Source organism: Bacillus sp. ISL-46, from assembly GCF_018613205.1.
In genome coordinates this window covers 106,168-123,529 of sequence record NZ_JAGGQR010000013.1, presented here as the reverse complement: position 1 = coordinate 123,529, position 17,362 = coordinate 106,168, and the positions used below count along the sequence as shown (strand labels likewise).

16 protein-coding genes and 2 pseudogenes are annotated in these 17,362 nt (G+C 38.6%); 6 read left to right on the top strand and 12 right to left on the bottom strand.

Annotated elements, in window-relative coordinates:
* Window positions 1-174 precede the first annotated feature (174 nt).
* Entirely contained in the window at window positions 175-1,422 is a 1,248-nt protein-coding gene (locus J7E67_RS07620; RefSeq protein ID WP_214715763.1) for a cation:dicarboxylate symporter family transporter, read from the bottom strand.
* A gap of 482 nt (window positions 1,423-1,904) precedes the next feature.
* A complete protein-coding gene (gene hemY / locus J7E67_RS07615; protein ID WP_214715764.1) occupies window positions 1,905-3,311 on the bottom strand; it encodes a protoporphyrinogen oxidase in 1,407 nt (468 codons plus the stop codon).
* Between the two features lie 268 nt (window positions 3,312-3,579).
* Between hemY and J7E67_RS07610 the strand changes: the two genes are divergently transcribed.
* Entirely contained in the window at window positions 3,580-4,389 is an 810-nt protein-coding gene (locus tag J7E67_RS07610) for an alpha/beta fold hydrolase (RefSeq protein ID WP_214715766.1), read from the top strand.
* 99 nt (window positions 4,390-4,488) lie between these two features.
* Here the strand turns inward: J7E67_RS07610 and fabF are convergent, their stop codons facing one another.
* The 4 genes and pseudogenes from fabF to J7E67_RS07590 all read right to left on the bottom strand — a co-directional run bounded on the left by fabF (window position 4,489) and on the right by J7E67_RS07590 (window position 7,371).
* Window positions 4,489-5,736, bottom strand: coding sequence for a beta-ketoacyl-ACP synthase II (gene fabF, locus J7E67_RS07605; RefSeq protein ID WP_214715768.1), 1,248 nt, complete (start codon window positions 5,734-5,736; stop codon window positions 4,489-4,491).
* 75 nt (window positions 5,737-5,811) lie between these two features.
* Window positions 5,812-6,390: a TetR/AcrR family transcriptional regulator gene (locus J7E67_RS07600; RefSeq protein WP_214715769.1), complete on the bottom strand. Its 579-nt coding sequence runs from the start codon at window positions 6,388-6,390 to the stop codon at window positions 5,812-5,814.
* 136 nt (window positions 6,391-6,526) lie between these two features.
* Window positions 6,527-6,963 (bottom strand): annotated as a pseudogene (locus tag J7E67_RS07595) (DUF1801 domain-containing protein).
* Between the two features lie 219 nt (window positions 6,964-7,182).
* A complete protein-coding gene (locus tag J7E67_RS07590; RefSeq protein ID WP_214715770.1) occupies window positions 7,183-7,371 on the bottom strand; it encodes a hypothetical protein in 189 nt (62 codons plus the stop codon).
* Window positions 7,372-7,508: 137 nt separating this feature from the next.
* Here J7E67_RS07590 and J7E67_RS07585 point away from each other — a divergent pair, with 137 nt between their 5' ends.
* Together J7E67_RS07585 and J7E67_RS07580 are read left to right on the top strand one after the other, a co-directional pair.
* Window positions 7,509-8,108 (top strand): HAD hydrolase-like protein, encoded by a 600-nt coding sequence (locus J7E67_RS07585; RefSeq protein WP_251026635.1) that lies wholly within the window; start codon window positions 7,509-7,511, stop codon window positions 8,106-8,108.
* A gap of 110 nt (window positions 8,109-8,218) precedes the next feature.
* Window positions 8,219-8,500 (top strand): YggT family protein, encoded by a 282-nt coding sequence (locus tag J7E67_RS07580; protein ID WP_088085596.1) that lies wholly within the window; start codon window positions 8,219-8,221, stop codon window positions 8,498-8,500.
* 40 nt (window positions 8,501-8,540) lie between these two features.
* Here J7E67_RS07580 and J7E67_RS07575 read toward each other — a convergent pair whose 3' ends face one another.
* Together J7E67_RS07575 and J7E67_RS07570 are read right to left on the bottom strand one after the other, a co-directional pair.
* Window positions 8,541-11,732, bottom strand: a complete 3,192-nt coding sequence (locus J7E67_RS07575; RefSeq protein ID WP_214715771.1) for a DEAD/DEAH box helicase — start codon at window positions 11,730-11,732, stop codon at window positions 8,541-8,543.
* A 167-nt stretch (window positions 11,733-11,899) separates the two neighbouring features.
* Window positions 11,900-12,736: an aldo/keto reductase gene (locus tag J7E67_RS07570; protein WP_214715891.1), complete on the bottom strand. Its 837-nt coding sequence runs from the start codon at window positions 12,734-12,736 to the stop codon at window positions 11,900-11,902.
* A gap of 145 nt (window positions 12,737-12,881) precedes the next feature.
* Here J7E67_RS07570 and J7E67_RS07565 point away from each other — a divergent pair, with 145 nt between their 5' ends.
* Window positions 12,882-13,898 carry a S66 family peptidase gene (locus J7E67_RS07565; RefSeq protein ID WP_214731309.1) on the top strand — a complete coding sequence of 339 codons (1,017 nt, stop codon included), beginning with the start codon at window positions 12,882-12,884 and terminating at the stop codon, window positions 13,896-13,898.
* Between the two features lie 95 nt (window positions 13,899-13,993).
* Window positions 13,994-14,467: a divergent PAP2 family protein gene (locus tag J7E67_RS07560; RefSeq protein ID WP_214715774.1), complete on the top strand. Its 474-nt coding sequence runs from the start codon at window positions 13,994-13,996 to the stop codon at window positions 14,465-14,467.
* 68 nt (window positions 14,468-14,535) lie between these two features.
* On the opposite strand, the gene J7E67_RS07555 is transcribed toward J7E67_RS07560, so the two are convergent.
* The 3 genes from J7E67_RS07555 to J7E67_RS07545 all read right to left on the bottom strand — a co-directional run bounded on the left by J7E67_RS07555 (window position 14,536) and on the right by J7E67_RS07545 (window position 15,896).
* Window positions 14,536-14,832 (bottom strand): DUF2085 domain-containing protein, encoded by a 297-nt coding sequence (locus tag J7E67_RS07555; protein ID WP_251026634.1) that lies wholly within the window; start codon window positions 14,830-14,832, stop codon window positions 14,536-14,538.
* 37 nt (window positions 14,833-14,869) lie between these two features.
* Window positions 14,870-15,121: a hypothetical protein gene (locus J7E67_RS07550; protein ID WP_214715776.1), complete on the bottom strand. Its 252-nt coding sequence runs from the start codon at window positions 15,119-15,121 to the stop codon at window positions 14,870-14,872.
* Between the two features lie 361 nt (window positions 15,122-15,482).
* Window positions 15,483-15,896 (bottom strand): hypothetical protein, encoded by a 414-nt coding sequence (locus tag J7E67_RS07545; RefSeq protein WP_214715777.1) that lies wholly within the window; start codon window positions 15,894-15,896, stop codon window positions 15,483-15,485.
* 146 nt (window positions 15,897-16,042) lie between these two features.
* On the opposite strand from J7E67_RS07545, the pseudogene J7E67_RS07540 reads away from it, so the two are divergent.
* Window positions 16,043-16,513: pseudogene (locus J7E67_RS07540) on the top strand (GyrI-like domain-containing protein); the annotation flags it as partial.
* A 310-nt stretch (window positions 16,514-16,823) separates the two neighbouring features.
* Here the strand turns inward: J7E67_RS07540 and J7E67_RS07535 are convergent.
* Window positions 16,824-17,351, bottom strand: a complete 528-nt coding sequence (locus J7E67_RS07535) for a DUF3231 family protein (RefSeq protein WP_214715779.1) — start codon at window positions 17,349-17,351, stop codon at window positions 16,824-16,826.
* Between the last annotated feature and the right edge of the window lie 11 nt (window positions 17,352-17,362).

Genomic DNA, 17,362 nt, shown 5'->3' with positions numbered 1-17,362 from the left:
AATTTTCTCGTTTATATACAAATCAAAATATGAGTATTTCTATCGGTTTTATCCATTTTAGTATGTAAAACTTTTATAAGTCAATAATATTACCTGACTTTATTTAAGATTCAGAATCATTAACCCGATGAAAAGGACATCTCCCATTTTAGAAGATGTCCTGTTTTCCCTATTTTAAGCTACCTTACGTTCTTGATAATTTTTAAGCTCATGGCCTTCCCATTTGGTAATAACAATTGCAGCCAAAGAGTTTCCGACAATGTTTACACAAGTACGAGCCATATCAAGAATACGGTCAATTCCGGCAATAAATGCTAGTCCTTCTACAGGAATACCTACGCTGCCCAAAGTGGCTAGTAGAACAACAAACGATACACCTGGTACCCCGGCAATTCCTTTAGATGTTAACATCAATACAAGAACTAATGTAATTTGATGTCCAATACTCATATGAATTCCATACATTTGCGCAATAAACAGAGCGGCAATCGCTTGGTAAAGCGTGGAGCCATCTAGATTAAAGGAATATCCTGTTGGAATCACGAAAGATGTAATCGACTTAGGACAGCCCAATTTCTCCATTTTTTCCATAATTTTTGGAAGAACGGTTTCTGAACTTGCTGTCGTGTAACCTAAAATTAATTCGTCTTTTAAATATTTAATGAGGTGGATAATATTGAATCCTGCAATTTTTGCTACTAATCCAAGGATGACAAGAATGAAGAAAAACATGGATCCGTATACAACCAGGACTAGTTTTCCCAGTGGAATTAATGAGGTAATTCCAAATTTCGAAACAGTAACACCAATTAATGCAAACACACCGAATGGCGCGAGCTTCATGATTTGGTTTGTGACATAGAACATCGCATCGGCCGTTCCTCGGAAGAAATTGATAATTGGTATCCCTTTCTCTCCAATCGCTGCCACACCAAGTCCAAACATAACAGAGAAGAAAATAATTGGTAACATTTCTCCGTTAGCTAATGATTGAATGATGTTCGTCGGAACAATATTTACAACGGTGTCAATCATAGAATGAGACTCAGTTTTTTCGGCTGTACTTACATAGCTGTTAATATCCGTTTTGGTAAGTTTCGATTTATCAACGCCATCTCCTGGCTGAAACACGTTCGCAGCAAGAAGTCCAACAATGATCGCAATCGTGGTAATGATTTCAAAATAAAGCAGGGTTTTCCCGCCCAGTTTTCCTAAAGACTTCATATCACCAACGCCAGCAACACCAACAATAAGGCTGGAGATAACAATTGGGACAACAATCATCTTAATTAAGCGAATAAATATATCGCCAATTGGCTGAAGGTAGCTTGCCACATGTGGATTACCGTAAAAAACCGCACCGACAATAATACCGAGTGTTAGACCAATGAAAATCTGCCATGCTAAACTAATCTTCTTCATTTGTATTTCCCCTTTTTTATAATATTAAAAGTTGATTACATAGAGGTATCAACTAAGAAGTACAATCTTTCAAATTTTTTTATAAAATGATAATTTCTCTCTACTAAACAATCTATCTTTATTTTAATGATAATTCTTCTATTAAACAACCTATATTTAAGTGGGAATTACTCTCATTTATGATATTGATATAATAAAAACCATAGATACCAAGGCTTCGCGCCTATTAATTGATTAGTTATTACATTCAGAAAATCCGCCATCAAATTGACATATTTACCATTTTTACATTCGAATCAGTTAAAAAGTTGGTAACAATGCTTACACAAAAAGTCATTAGAAGTTATTCTAAAAACGCCAAATGAGAGCGGTATGCTCCTCCTCTCATTTGGCATTTTATTGGAAAATATCCCATTAAACGATATTGATTCCAGTCAAAAAAAATAGAGCAGGAATTTCGAATCCCTACTCCATCTTATTGACTATCTCAAAAACTCGAGTACCTTTTTAACCGCAGCTTCGCCTTGGTCGATACAGTCTGGAATACCAACACCTTCATAGGAACCTCCAGCTAGAAATACTCCGGGTAATTCCTTAATCAGTGATTCCTTCACACTCTTCATCCGTTCAATATGACCAACATTGTATTGCGGCATCGCCTTTTTCCATCTTGTGATGATATGGAACAATGGTTTATCGGTTATGTTCATGGTTTTATTTAAATCCCGTAATGCAATATTAATAATCTCTTCATCTGATAAATCAACGGCCGCTTGATCATTTGGTTTTCCAACATAACAGCGTAATAAGGCCATATCCTTTGGTGTCGTACCAGGCCATTTTTTATGCGTCCATGTGCAGGCAGTTATTCTAAAGTCACTGTTTCTCGACACTAAAAAGCCTGTCCCCTCGATGTCCTGTTTAATTGCCGACTTTGGAAATGCCATGGCAACGTTGGCCACAGAATAGGATGGCATATCATCAAACGTGTGCATGAACGGATAATCAGAAAGCATTTTTTGTGCATGGAAATGTTCTGTCGCAATGACCACGCTGTCCGCCTGTTCAACCGTTCCATTGGCGAAGGTAATCGAATAGTGGTTTTGATCTCTCACAATTTTTTCAACAGGGACTCCTTTGCTAACAGCTCCCTCATCCATCCGCTTGACGACTTCGTCAATTAACGATTCCAAACCGGTTGATAAGGAGAGAAACATTCCTTTTTTTGAAGGTTCTTTTTTCGCTGTTTTAGGTGGGGCTGGCATCGTTTTTTTTAAGCCAAGCACAAGGCTTCGATGTTTTTGCTCCATATGATAGAACATCGGAAACAATGACATTAAGCTTAAGCGGTCGATATCGCCTGCATAAATTCCTGACAGTAGAGGGTCGATTAAGTTATCCACTATTTCATCCCCAAGCCTTCTTCTGAAAAACTCACCGAGGGATTGATCTGCCTTTTCCTTTCCTTTTGGTAAAATAAAATCACCTGCTGCCCGTAGTTTTCCTAGTGGGGAAAAGAGTCCTGAGAGCGCAAATGGTGTAACCTGGGTTGGGATCCCCATGAATGCTCCCTCAGGCATCGAATGGATCCTTCCTCTAACGTATATATAAGATTTCCCGGCTGTATTCGCGACCACTTTGTCTTCTAAGCCGACTTCTTTAATTAATTTAAGCGCACTGGCTTTTCGAGCCAGAATGGAATCGGGACCTTTTTCAATCATAAAGCCATCCCTCTTCACCGTGTGAATCACACCGCCAAATCGGTCACAAGCTTCATATAGCTTGACTACAAGCGGCAGTGCTCTATCCTTGATCTCCTTTTGCAGGTAGAATGCTGTTGCTAAACCTGTGATTCCTCCACCTATTATGACGACCTTCTTTTTCTCCATTTCAGAAACCAGCTCCAGATAATTATTTTTAGAAAAAAATTCTATGCTGTATGAAAGTTAGTTTGCTCACAATTTCACATATCTATATTTTTATTAAGGAGAGTGCGATCCATTCTCCTACATTTATCATTTTAAACTATTAAATAAAATAAAAAGTAGAAATTTACAACTTGTACCAAAATGTTCACGAATGTATTAGCCTAGCTATCCATGAATAGCTTATTGATAAAAGGACTTTTCCATACCTTTTTCAAAGGAGGGATAAAAAATGGGATATTATGTTAAAGTTGCTCCTGAAGTGAATATATATGTTGAAGATGTAAATCGTAAAAGTAGTAAAACCATCCTCTTTGTTCATGGCTGGCCAGCCAATCATAAATTATTTGAATATCAGTTTAATGTCCTTCCTGCGATGGGATATCGGTGTATTGGGATCGATCTAAGGGGATTTGGCAAGTCAGATAAACCTTGGGAAGGGTACTCGTACAATAGACTTGCTGATGATATTCGGGAAATTGTTAAAGCACTTCGTTTACAGAGTTTCACGCTTGCAGGTCATTCTGTCGGTGGAGCGATTGTTATCAGGTATATGGAACGCCATAAGGGCTTTGGGGTATCGAAATTAGCCCTTTTTGGTGCGGCTGCCCCTAGTTTTATAAAGCGGCCAGGCTTTCCTTTTGGATTAGAGGCGAAGGATGTCAATTTACTACTGGGGCAGATATATAACGATCGGCCGAAAATGCTCTCTGATTTCACGAACATGTTCTTCCATCAGGCGCTCACAAAACATTTCTCAGACTGGTTCTTTCAATTAGGACTTGAAGCAGCAGGGCATTCCACTGCAGGCCTACTAAACTCCTTAAGAGATGAAACCTTATTTACAGATATCAAGAGAATTCAGGTGCCTGCATTGATTCTTCATGGTCAACATGATCAAATTTGTTTGCCACCGCTGGCTTCCATCTTGCATCAGGGAATTATCAACTCTAAGCTTGTTTGGTTTGAACACAGTGGTCATGGTTTGTTCTGGGAAGAGCAAAAGAAGTTTACGAATGAATTGGCAAATTTCATTGGGTAAAGTGATATTCTTATGTACGATTTCCCTACTGGATGTTCATCTTCACAACAAAAAAACAAGCGCTTTCCACGCCAATAAGTGGGAAGCGCTTGTTTATATCTATTTAATTAAACCTTCCGTAAATTTTTTAAATACTAAGACGGCATTGTGTCCACCAAACCCAAAGCCGTTGGAGATAGCATAGTTTACTTCTGTTTGAATTGAATGGTTCGGCACATAATCCAGATCACATTCTTCATCTGGATTTTCATAATTAATAGTTGGTGGGATTGTATCTTCCAAAATGCTTTTCAGAGTGATGATTGCCTCTACTCCTCCTGCTGCTCCAAATAAGTGACCTGTCATCGATTTAGTAGAGCTTACCTTCAATTGATAGGCATGGTCTTTAAATACCTCTTTTATTGCCTTTGTTTCTGATTTGTCCCCTTCAGGAGTGCTTGTTCCATGGGCATTGATATAATTGACTAATGTTGGCGGGATCTCTGCCATTTTCAAGGCAAGTCTCATCGCCCTTTCTGCCCCCTGATAAGCAGGGGATGTAATATGGTGAGCATCGGTTGTGGATCCGTAGCCAATGATTTCACCTAAAATAGCTGCCCCCCTTTTTTGGGCATGCTCATAATCTTCAAGCAATAAGATTCCTGCTCCCTCCGACATGACAAAGCCATCTCGTTCTTTGTCAAATGGTCTACTTGCTTTTTCAGGTGAATCATTATTGGTGGACATTGCTTTCATCCTTGAGAAACCAGCATAGGCCAGAGGATTAATCGTTGCTTCTGCTCCTCCGGCAAGGATTGCATCGGAATAGCCATGCCGTATATTCAAGAATGCTTCCCCAATTGCCTGGTTTCCGGTCGCACATGCTGACACAGGTGAAAAACTTGCACCTTTAAAACCTGTTTTAATGGAGACGATACCAGCAGCCATATTGCTAATCATCATAGGCACCATAAAGGGAGAGACTCTTCTAGGACCTTTTTCTAAAAAGAGTTGATGATTTTCTAATACTGTATTTAACCCGCCAATCCCCGAACCTATGAAAACCCCCATTCGCTCTAAGTCAGTCAATTGTGGATCTAGTTTCGCTTGATCCACAGCTTGTTTTGCTGCAGCATAGGCATATTGAACAAATAAATCATATTTACCTAATTCTTTTTTATCTAAATATTTTTCAGGATAAAAGTCTTGAATGACACCGCCAATTTTTGTATTGATATCTTCAAAGCCATTATGATCTATTTTTTTTATACCAGATTTTCCAGCCTTAATATGATTCCAAAACGTTTCAACATCATTTCCTAATGGAGAGACGACACCATACCCTGTTATTACTACTCTGCGTGCCATAGAAAAAACCTCCTTCTTAATATTTTAAAAAACCAAACGGTCTGTTTTATTTTAAAAAAATATATTAATAAACCATTAGAAAAGGTTTGATTTTATCTGTAAAATGACCATTTCTAAATATTCGTCATCCTTGTACAAACGACTTAGAGCTAAAGCACCCTCCAATGAGGATAAAATGAATACAGCCATTTGATCAGAGTCTACAGCTTTGTTTATTTCATTTTGATTCTTTCCATGTTGGATAATCCCTTTGATGAGTTTAATTAAGCCAAAGAATCCTTCTTTTATTAAATCTTCGAATTCAACTTTTGAATCATCTGCTTCAATTGCGGCATTCATTAAAGGACATCCACCCATGATGAACTCATCCTGAATCAGTGTTTTAAAAACAGATATAAAAGCATTGAATTGTTCAATTGCAGTACTCTTTGATGTGACTGCTTCGATATAATTATTTTTCAATGTATTTAGAGCATAAGAAAATGACGCTTTAGCTAGGTCATCTTTATTTTCAAAATGATTATAAATTCCACCTTTTTTTAGCCCAGTAGCCGCCATAATTTCAGAGATAGACGTGGATTTATACCCATTTTTATTAAATAATGATGAAGATTGCTCGATAATATAATTTTTTGTTCGTTCTCCTTTATTCATATTATACTCACCTCCACCAAAAAGAACAATCGGTCTTTTTTATTTAACACCAATCATATGATTTTTGTCAAATAATGTACAAATGGTCTTCTCGATTCACTGGGACATTTTTCAGTGGCTTCAGCTGCAGACCAACTTACTCGCTGCTGTTCGAATACGGATATTTTTTTTGCAAAAATTGGACCGATTGGGTAATTAATTCTTCTAATACATCGATATCAATATCGGCTACCTTATTAATATACACGCACCCTTTTCCAGTCGTATGTTTCCCAAAGTCCTTAAGCAATTCCTCACGCTTTGTTTCTCCCGTGCAAAATACAAACTAATTTTTGCCTTTCGAGGTGAAAAGCCCACCAAAGGGGCATCCCCCTCATGACCGGATGTATATTTATAATGATAGGAACCGAAACCAATAATACTTGGTCCCCACATCTTTGCCTCAAAACCTGTGGTTTCAGTAAATATATCTATTAATTTATACGCATCCTCGCGTTTTTTTGGGTTCTCTACATTCTCAATAAACTCAATTACACTGTTATCAGTTTCTTTTGTTTTTTGTTGATAGCTCATTTTTTCACTCCTATTCTTTATATTTGATGATAAATGTTTTCAAATGCATTATTAGTAAAAAAACAAATTACAGACTCCTGTATTAATTTATACTCTTTTAATCGTGACCGTCTCCTTTGGAAATTGCCGTCAAAGGTAACAATTAATGATAAGTACGAATTAAACAGTTGGGCTTTTTACAAAAAGTAATAAATATCCCATAAAAAAAGGAGAGTAACATTACTCTCCTTCTTCTACAACCACTTTATAACCGTTTTGTTGCGGGCCGTCCTCATATACTTCCCTTGTAACTATGTAATAATTTTCTCCAGTTTGGTCTGTAATGACCATTTCACTTGGACTCTTGTCCACTGATGCTGCTTCTAAGCTAAAATACGGTAACCCCAGTACTGAATTATCAAATGACATTGTTATCCCCCATTTCTATCTTTTAACATGTACATTACTCATGAAAAGTATAACAAATTTCAGACATCAATGTGACCTGATCGTTTCTTTTTTATATAATCTTATGGTACTCTCATTAAAGATAAAATCAAACGTTTCTGAAAAGAGGGATTATTATTAACGTATTATGGGATTTCGACGGGACCCTTTTTGATACCTATCCAGCCCTTGTCTCTGGATTCATCAACTTAAGCCAACAAGACCTTGATCGCGATGAGGTGCTAAGGTGGCTAAAAATTGATTCCAAAACGGCCTTTAAACATTATGGAATAGATGAGAAGCAGAGACTTGAGTATCAAACCTTACATAACTATTATTCAAAGACGGAAAGCAAGCCATTTGAGTACTTAGCGGAAGCCTTATCTTCTGTTGATCACAATATTATTGTTACGCATCGCGATAAGGAATCGACCATCTTTCTGCTTAAAAAATATCATTTAGACAAATACTTTAAAGAGATTGTTTCTGTTGAGGAACAAGGTTTTACAAGAAAACCCCACAGCTCCTCCTACGAATATGTTCTAAAAAGTCACCATATTGATTTGGTCGTCGGTGACCGTGACTTAGATTTAATTCCCGCTCGAGAATTAAATATTAAAACGTGTGCATTTCAAAATCGAAACATTGAAGCTGATTTTCATATCGACAGCTATGCCGATTTTGTCGCAGAAGTTCTTAACCCTCTTCAACAGAAATAGGTTGGAAGTTCCTTATTAATATTTTGAAACTTTATTGGACCTCAATCGTATATGTATACATAAGTTAGGTTTGTACGATTAAAAAATTATTATAGAATGGAAGATCTATATTGGGCTCGAATATTTTACTGATTGGACAGTATGCTTTTGAGATTTATTATTGGTTAATCTTAATATCTATTTTCAGTTCCTGGTTTCCTCAGTTTCAAGCAACAAAGATTGGTATCTGGATTGCCAAGCTTGTCGAACCATATTTAGGATTATTCAGAAGGTTTATCCCCCCTCTTGGTCCGATTGACTTTTCACCGATCATCGCATTATTTGCCTTTAGATTTATCAGGCAATTTGCTTTAGAAGGTCTCCGTCAATCATTGAATGTCATCGGGGCATAAAAGCTATTAAAAAAAGGAGTTGCGCTGCAGCTCCTTTTTTCTATATCATCAATATCTCCCTGATATCCTCTTCAGTAAGAGTTGACATGACTTTCTCATCAGAATCGATTATTTCTTCTATGAGATGTCGCTTTTTATCTTGCAGTTCATTCATTTTTTCCTCGATTGTCCCTCGGGCAACCAGCTTGATTACCTGGACGATATTTTTCTGACCCATCCTGTGGGCACGATCGGCTGCTTGTTCCTCGACAGCCGGGTTCCACCACGTGTCATATAAAATGACGGTATCCGCACTCATCAAATTAAGACCTGTTCCTCCTGCTTTCAAAGAAATGAGGAACAAATCCCGTTCACCGCGATTAAAGCGCTCGCAGATTTCGACTCGTTCTTCAGATGGAGTCTGTCCATCCAGGTAAAAATAAGGCAATCCTTTCGCAGTTAACGCTCGGCCGATAAGATCAAGCATTTTCGTAAACTGTGAAAAAATTAATACTCTTCTTCCAGAAAGCTTGGATTCGTCAACAATCTGCAAGAGTTGTTCGAATTTCGCTGAATTCCCTTGATACCCATCGACAAACAAGACTGGATGACAGCAAATCTGCCGCAAACGAGTCAAACCCGCTAGGATTTTGATTCTATTTTTTCGAATCGTGTCCTTGTCCAGATGCTTTAATGTGTCATGCCTAAGTTTCGCCAAGTAGGCTGCATACAGCTTTTTTTGTTCTGGGAGCAGTTCTACAGACTCCAGCGACTCCATTTTTTCAGGAAGTTCGGCAAGGACATCCTCCTTCAACCTGCGCAGTAAAAAAGGACGGATTCTCCGTGCAATGTTTTTCCTTGAAAGCTTACTATATTCCTTTAGCCCAAGGAACAGTTCAGGAAAGACAACATGAAAAATTGACCACAGCTCTTCCACGGAATTTTCCACGGGTGTCCCCGTAAGTGCAAAGCGATGATTGGCCTGTAACATCTTTGCTGCACGGGCTGTTTGCGTCAACGGATTTTTAAAGGCTTGCGCTTCATCAAAAAACACCGTATGAAAGGATTGCTTCTCAAACCAACTGATCTCGCGGCGCAGTAACGGGTAGGAGATGATCATTACATCGACATCCTTCCCTTCCTTCAGAAGCTTGGTTCGCTCAGCTTTTGTTCCATCAATGACAGCGGCCTTAACCTGGGGAGCAAATTTCCTGATTTCACTTAGCCAGTTATACGTCAAGGATGACGGACAAACAACGAGGGCTGGCTGGTTATTTTTACGGATATCGGACTGAACTGACATAATAAAAGCGATGCTTTGAATCGTTTTTCCAAGTCCCATATCATCGGCCAGTATCCCGCCGAAGCCGTAGTATGCCAGAGTCTTCATCCATTTAAACCCATGCTTTTGATAATCTTTAAGGATGGGCTCTAAACTCGTTGGCACCTCAAACTCCAACCGGCCTGGATTGTGAAGGTGATCAAGGAACTGCCGAAAGGATTCCTCTAACTTAAACGCATGACTAACCTCAACCGTATCAAGAAGTTGAAGACTCTGCTCAATTGGTAAATCCAAACCACTGGCGAGATCCTTATTCTTGGCTAGTGGTGAGTAAAGAAAACGCTGAATTTCATCGAATTCTCTCGTCTGAAGCGAGAGCAGCGACCCATTAGGCATACGATAATATTTCCGTTTTTCCTCTAGTGCTGACAATACCTCACGTATTTGTCTTTCAGGAATGCCGTCCATTTCAAATTTAAATTCAAGCCAATTGGTTCGTTCTTTTTTGATCCTCACCCTAACCTGCGGGCGAAAATTCCCTCTAGAAATCCGATTTCTTACAGCCGTAGTCGCATAAATTCGGACCAGCTTTTGGAGCTTTGGAATGACATAGGTCAGAAAGTCATACTCCAGTTCTTCATTATGAAGAAAATATCCACCATCTGTCTTGGCAAACGAGCTATCCTCAAAGAGCTGGAGGATTTCATCTTCCTTTTCTACATCACGGATTACTAAAGAGCCAGATGGGAGATCTCTACTTTCCAATGGATTAATGATCCAATTTTCGTAATGAAATTCGAGTCCAGCTAGCAAGCGGTTTTTGACACGATCCAAGTAGAGTTTGGCCACGAGTGGTGTATTCATCAATTGCTTCGTGATCGTTTCTGCAATCGTAACCTGCCCTAGTTTTTTTAACCCTGGCGCAACCTTTTCCAGAAAAAAGCGGATTTGCTCTTGCGGAATGGGAATTTGATTGGTTCCTGAGGCATCCAACATCTTTTTCAGATCCGATAGGCGTTTATAGTCCTGATCTTCTAGTTGTTTTACTTTCCCTTCGTATAAAACGGAATGATAGGCACTTAAGAAAATCATCCGATGCAAGTTTTTAACCTTCAGTTGATAACCGTTTCCTTCCGCTTTTGTAAAATCAAACTGTAATGGCAGCGATTCGGCTGATAAGTGCAGACCTTGAAAGGTATGTCCCTCAGATTTCACCTTCACATAGGGAATTTTTATGAGGAACGGAAGCAGCCGTTCCCAAGAGGATGATGGAATGAACAGCATCTGATGTTGATTGGTGTCAGGCACCACATCCACATAAACCTTTTCATCCCGTAGTACTTGGATGAGCTGCTCCAAAATGGCATTGGTTTCTTTTTGAAAGCAATGGAGATTTGGATCGTATTGGAATGAGCTCGAAAGTGAGTAAGTCTTTCCCGTACTTACCCGCTCCAAAAACATTCGGATATTTTCCACCTCAGTTGACGCGACGGTCATTTCGATAGCGAATAGGTATCTTCCTTTGCCAACCTCCATGGGTTTACAGGTAAACTCGATATCAAGCACATTTCTTTTCTCAAAATGGAGTTGATGACCGCTTGAGCGGACAGGCTGATCCGTAAAAAGTGTCAGTAACCCTTCCGTCAGATCCTGATTAGTGGAATTGGAAACCATCGGGATGGTTCCTTTCTGTTGGTGCTCGTAAACTGCCAATAAAACGGCCGCAATATGCTGACAATCCTTTGTAAACGAGGCAAGCTTTGGGCAGCTGCATTCCGTTAAAATATCATCGTTGCCACTCGCTTCGATTGTCACATGGAAGTCTTCCTCACCTGTTACCGTAGCTTGACAACGGTCAGGTCGATATTGTTCAAATGTGACTTTATTCGTTTGATAAAAATAATCTCCTCGTTTGAAGGAGACAGTGCCACACATTTCTTTGATGAGTTTTTGATTTAATGGGATGTTCACGTGTCCTGCTCCTTCCTGAGTTTCTGCACCAATTAAGATATAGAACATTATAGCATACGTACTATTTTTTATAATTTACTTCAACATAGTAGTAGGAAGGAATGATAAGATGGTTGAAGTAAAAAAAGCGTCTGCTATTCATTTCTGAATGGCAGACGCTTGAAATATTAAAAGCCTACGCTCATCGTATCCGGATGGGACCCAGCACGGCTATCTTGATTCAATCCATCAATTTTGTCCATATCCTCAGTGGATAATTCGAAATCAAAAATATCCGCATTTTCAATAATGCGATGTTCTTTGATTGATTTTGGAATCGTAACCACTCCATGCTGTAAATCCCAGCGCAAGATGACTTGAGCAACAGATTTATTATATTTATGCGCAAGATCTTCTAGAACCGGTTCACTAAGAAGCTTCCCTTGTTTTAAAGGCGACCATGCTTCCAGTTGAATTCCTTCATTTTTACAATAGGCAAGAAGCTCTTTTTGGGTTAAGTGCGGATGGAACTCCACCTGATTTACCATCGGTTTAATCTCTGCAGAACTGATTAAATCTTCTAAATGGTGAACTTGGAAGTTACTTACGCCAATCGCACGCACACGCCCCTCTTTGTAAAGTTTTTCAAACGCCTTCCATGTTTCTTTATATTTTTCTTTACCTGGCCAGTGAATTAAATAAAGATCTAAGTAATCAAGTCCAAGTTTAGTAAGACTTGTTTCAAATGCCTTTAACGTTGATTCATATCCCTGTTCGGAATTCCAAAGCTTTGTCGTAATAAACAAATCCTCACGGGGAACGCCAGAACCCTTAATCGCCTGGCCTACACCTTCTTCATTCCCATAAATAGCGGCTGTATCAATGCTTATGTATCCGTTTTTGATAGCAGCTTTTACAGACTGAATAACCTCTTCCCCTTCGGTTACTTTAAAAACGCCTAATCCCACCCATGGCATCTTTACTCCATTGCTTAATGTTGTCGTATCTTTCAAATTTGTCGGCATCATTTATTCCTCCTTTAATTTGGTCGTTGTTATAATAATCACATAATTATTGAAAAAATTCCATTCTAAGGAATTGCTTTATTAATATGTAGCAACGTGTCGTTCATTTTGGTAAAATCATGTAAAAACGTTTGGAGGGATCCTCATGATTACCTATCCGCATTTAAAAAAAGGAGCAACCATCGGAGTAACCGCACCCTCTTCAGGGGTGCCGCCACAATTACATGAAATACTTAAACTTGCATGCAGCCGAATGGAACAACGAGGATTCAAGGTAAACTGTGGGGAAACAGCTTGGACTCAAAACAAGGCAAAATCAGCCCCAGCTCTAAAACGTGCGGCTGAATTTAATACCATGATGTGTGACAATGAAATTGACATCCTTATTCCGCCGTGGGGCGGCGAATTATTGATCGAGACTCTCAAACATATTGACTTTGAAAATATAAAAAATAAGTGGGTATTAGGATACTCAGATATTAGTGGATTATTACTAGCCATTACCTTAAAGACAGGTATTGCTACGGCGCACGGGACAAATATTGTAGATTTACGTGGGGAATTTATGGATGAAACGACAGCCATGTGGCAGTCGGTCTTGTCGACAAACAAAGGAGAATCTGTGATTCAACCTTCCTCTGAAAAGTATCAAAAGGAATGGCAGCATACCAATCCTTCTCCCTGTGTTTTTCATTTAACCGAACAAACCGCTTGGAATACTGTCGGGAACCGACCGGTTAGGATACAAGGTCGATTACTTGGCGGATGTATAGACATTATCAGACATCTTATTGGGACGCCCTTCGGTGATGTAGAAAAGTTTAGAAAACAACATATCAACGGTGAGCCCGTCATTTGGTATCTTGAGAATTGTGGAATGAATACGGCTGATTTGCGAAGATCATTGGTTCAAATGAGGTTAGCTGGGTGGTTTGAAAACTGTTCAGGATTGATGTTTGGCCGGAGTGATGCTAATAGGTCTGTGGAAAACTATACGGTGGAGGATGTCTATCAAGACCTTGCCGCTGAGCTTGATATCCCAATTATTTATGATATTGACTGCGGGCACCTCCCACCACAAATCACCTTCATCAATGGTGCTTATGGTGAGGTGGAAGTCTCTGAAAGGAAAGGAACCGTCTTACAATTTTTCCGGCCTTAATTTATTTGTGCCGAAAAAGCAGGGCTCTTAAGTCAAGTTTAGCCCAATCAAAAGTAAGCCATATTCTAAGGAAAAACTCAAATTAGGAGGATTACATGTTTTTATCCTATCCCATTTTAGCCGCCCTTTTAGGAATGTTTATTGCCCAATTTGTAAAAATTCCGATACACTATTTTGCTTCAGGAGAATTAAGATGGAACTTGATGTTTAGCACTGGCGGAATGCCTAGTTCTCATACAGCTACAATTATTTCATTAACTACTGCTATCGGTTTAACTTCAGGACTCCATTCTAATGAATTTGCGATTTCTGTGATCGTTTCACTAATTGTCATGCATGATGCTACCGGGGTTCGAAGACATGCAGGCTATCATGCAGAGGTTTTAAATACATTGTTAGTTGATTTCAATCTTTTAATTGATACCTTAAAAAACCCGAAGTTAAAGAAAACAGAGTCTAGAGAAAAGCTGAAAGAATTATTAGGTCATCAACCGGCAGAAGTATTTTTTGGATTGATCACAGGAATCATTGTTGGTGTGCTAACCTATCAGTTCTATCCGTTTAACTAGTCGTTTTGGAGTGTGCTCTAGGTTAAATTTGGCTGTTGCCATGACAGCCAAATTTTGCCGCTACTCTATCAACCTACAAGCATGGAAATTATATAATCACTGCCGCTTACGATAAGAACGCTTTGCCCCAATCCACTCATTATACCAGTGATAACCCTCAAGACATTATTACTCATCCTATATTTCCTTTTCTGTGTCCAACCATCAAGAACCATCGGGACATTTAAAAGGAGTCCGAGCCATAATGACAAATGTATACCCGCAATCAGCAAAAACGGGAAAAATAAATAGCCTAGCAAGATACCCGTACATCTTGCACATAAGGGGAGAGTATACCCCTTAATCGTAATACTCCGAGACTTCATCCGATGACAAGGAATGATATCTAGCAATCTCATTTTATTAATTACAATCCGGTCCACAATCACAATCCGGCCCACAATCCCCATCAAAGTCCGGAATACAATCACAGTCTGGAGTCCAATCGTATTTCTTTTTTCGATGTTTCTTTTTTCCATAATAAATCAAAATAAACAGCAACAGTAGTATTCCGGCACCAATAGCAATGGCCCCGACTGTTACTGTACCTTTTACCAATAAAGTGGTACCCACGACAAAACAAATAATCATCGCCGTTAATAATAGAAAAAACATCCCCATCACCTTTGTCATTTGGACTTAACTTTTATCATTTAATCTATTCCTGACTCCTTATCCATCCACTCAACTTTATAGAATTCTATCATTCTATTTCGCCTTTGAAGAGGGTCTTTCCTTCTTCCATTTAACTTGGTATTGCAAATGAGAAAAACCGCCAAAGACTGGTGTAAGCTTGAAGGTTTTTTGATGTTTAAGCTTCGATGGGTCCTAATGACCCTGTTTCAACTTTTCCAAAAATGGTTCTTTTTTCTTTATTAATTCACTTGCGAATCCCCAAACTAAAAATAAAATCGTAATCGATGTAGCTATTTTACTAAAAAAGTCAGGCCTCATTTCTTGCTATAAATTATTGAGTTCATTGATTTCTTTCTTTTAAAATATCCTGAATGATTTCCATATGGAATGCAGCCCATGCCTTTTCTCGAAAATGAAGGATGACACTTAAAGTTAAAATCATTAAATATGCAACCCCAAATATCGCCCAAAGTATGCTTCCATCTTTGAAAAGGAAGTCCATTAATGGTTTGGAAAATAGAAACAAGAGCCATGGGACAGAAGAAACAAAAATCGGTATAATCCCAGATCCATTCTTTTCCTTGATCATTCGATAATTAATTAATTGCAACATGCTGCTATCAAGTGATTGATACAGTCTTTGAACCTCTTCAATTTCTATGTATTCCCTCATATGTTTGGTGGATTCACCGTTGTTTATGGCTTTGTTAAGCCGAAGGTAAACTTTATGCGCATCGCCTCGAAATGAAAACATATCTTCTTACCTTCCCTATTTTTTATATTATTTTTCGCGACTGACAGGATAGTATGTAAAAATAGAGAAATGAATTATTTTTGCTTGTAACAAATTAGTTGTTAAAAAGACTTATAATTACAAATAGATGTAAGGAGGATGATTTTATGAATTACAAAATTATTGAAAGAGACAGTTTCCAAGTTATCGGAATCAAGCGGGAGTTATCATGTGTAAATGGTGAAAACTTAATTGAGATCCCCAAAATGTGGGCTGATGTTCATGCAGATGGAACCAACGATTTATTATTCCAATTGAATAATGGGGAAATTAATGGGGTGCTTGGAGTATGTGTCGATAAACGAGACACGCAGCAGCAATTAATGGATTACTGGATTGCAACGGAACATAACGGTGACACGCCAGAAGGTTTATTGAATCTCGTGATTCCAGCTTCAAAGTGGGGCGTATTTGAAGTTTACGGCCCAATGCCGAGGCAATCCAGAAAGTATGGAAACAAATATACTCTGAATGGTTTCCGTCAAGTCATTACAAGCATGCAGGCACACCTGATTTAGAAGTCTATTCCGCCGGAGATCCTTGGGGCCCTGATTACTACTCAGAAATCTGGATTCCATTAAAATAACAATTTTTTATTGTTAATCTTTTAACTAAACGTTTGGTTTTTCCAAGCAACGTCTATCAAGGGGTTCAGCGTTTTAATCAAACGTTTGGTTAGTTTTTTAGGTCGAATACCTCTATTAAAATTAATGAACGATTAGCATCTAGTTCATATTTTATTAATAATATAGCGTTAAAGTACATATTAGAGCGGATGGCATGTGTGGCCATCATGGTATTTGGCGTAGGCGGAGCCGATACTCAGGAAGAGCATCAGATCATAATGAAGCCTTTCTAAAAAACTAACTGATTGTTATAAGCAGTAACCTATGCTTTATAATAAGGCGGAATTCGCAGCCACTCATGCCGATCCAAATAATGTTTTACCGTTAAGCCAGCAGTAGTCTTCTTCAAAATAATTTTTGAAAAAATTAAACCAACATCTGCCCGAATAGATTCAGTAAGTCCTTTAGCAGCATAATTAACCCCCATAGCAAGATTATAGGACATTAAATTAGCCATTTCTTCATCATCTAATTTAGCACCCTCGGGTATACTCTTAAAATCTCCCACGGGTTTTTCCGGTGTCGATTGAGGAAAGGGAACCCCTTCTTTCATGAGAAACTCTTTAAGCTCGTCTCTAATCGGGATATGTACGGTTTCTCTTACATCCTTTAAAATTTGTTTTAATTCCGGATCTTGGGCAAGATTGTAACCGATTTCCTCATTACGCATTGTTGTTTCAGTGCCTAAAAGAAAAAACCATAGATTGGAAACCTCCATTACATTTAATGGTCTTTTCTCGCCGTCCATAAATGGTTCAAATACATCTTGAATTAATTCCAATAATTTCATGTTTTGAAGAT

Bases quoted from the DNA above. Each gene is read 5' to 3' on its own strand.
- J7E67_RS07620 (WP_214715763.1), bottom strand. From the start codon at position 1,422: ATGAAGAAGATTAGTTTAGCATGGCAGATTTTCATTGGTCTAACACTC.
- hemY (WP_214715764.1), bottom strand. From the start codon at position 3,311: ATGGAGAAAAAGAAGGTCGTCATAATAGGTGGAGGAATCACAGGTTTA.
- J7E67_RS07610 (WP_214715766.1), top strand. From the start codon at position 3,580: ATGGGATATTATGTTAAAGTTGCTCCTGAAGTGAATATATATGTTGAA.
- fabF (WP_214715768.1), bottom strand. From the start codon at position 5,736: ATGGCACGCAGAGTAGTAATAACAGGGTATGGTGTCGTCTCTCCATTA.
- J7E67_RS07600 (WP_214715769.1), bottom strand. From the start codon at position 6,390: ATGAATAAAGGAGAACGAACAAAAAATTATATTATCGAGCAATCTTCA.
- J7E67_RS07590 (WP_214715770.1), bottom strand. From the start codon at position 7,371: ATGTCATTTGATAATTCAGTACTGGGGTTACCGTATTTTAGCTTAGAA.
- J7E67_RS07570 (WP_214715891.1), bottom strand. From the start codon at position 12,736: ATGCCGACAAATTTGAAAGATACGACAACATTAAGCAATGGAGTAAAG.
- J7E67_RS07565 (WP_214731309.1), top strand. From the start codon at position 12,882: ATGATTACCTATCCGCATTTAAAAAAAGGAGCAACCATCGGAGTAACC.
- J7E67_RS07560 (WP_214715774.1), top strand. From the start codon at position 13,994: ATGTTTTTATCCTATCCCATTTTAGCCGCCCTTTTAGGAATGTTTATT.
- J7E67_RS07555 (WP_251026634.1), bottom strand. From the start codon at position 14,832: ATGAAGTCTCGGAGTATTACGATTAAGGGGTATACTCTCCCCTTATGT.
- J7E67_RS07550 (WP_214715776.1), bottom strand. From the start codon at position 15,121: ATGTTTTTTCTATTATTAACGGCGATGATTATTTGTTTTGTCGTGGGT.
- J7E67_RS07545 (WP_214715777.1), bottom strand. From the start codon at position 15,896: ATGTTTTCATTTCGAGGCGATGCGCATAAAGTTTACCTTCGGCTTAAC.
- J7E67_RS07535 (WP_214715779.1), bottom strand. From the start codon at position 17,351: ATGAAATTATTGGAATTAATTCAAGATGTATTTGAACCATTTATGGAC.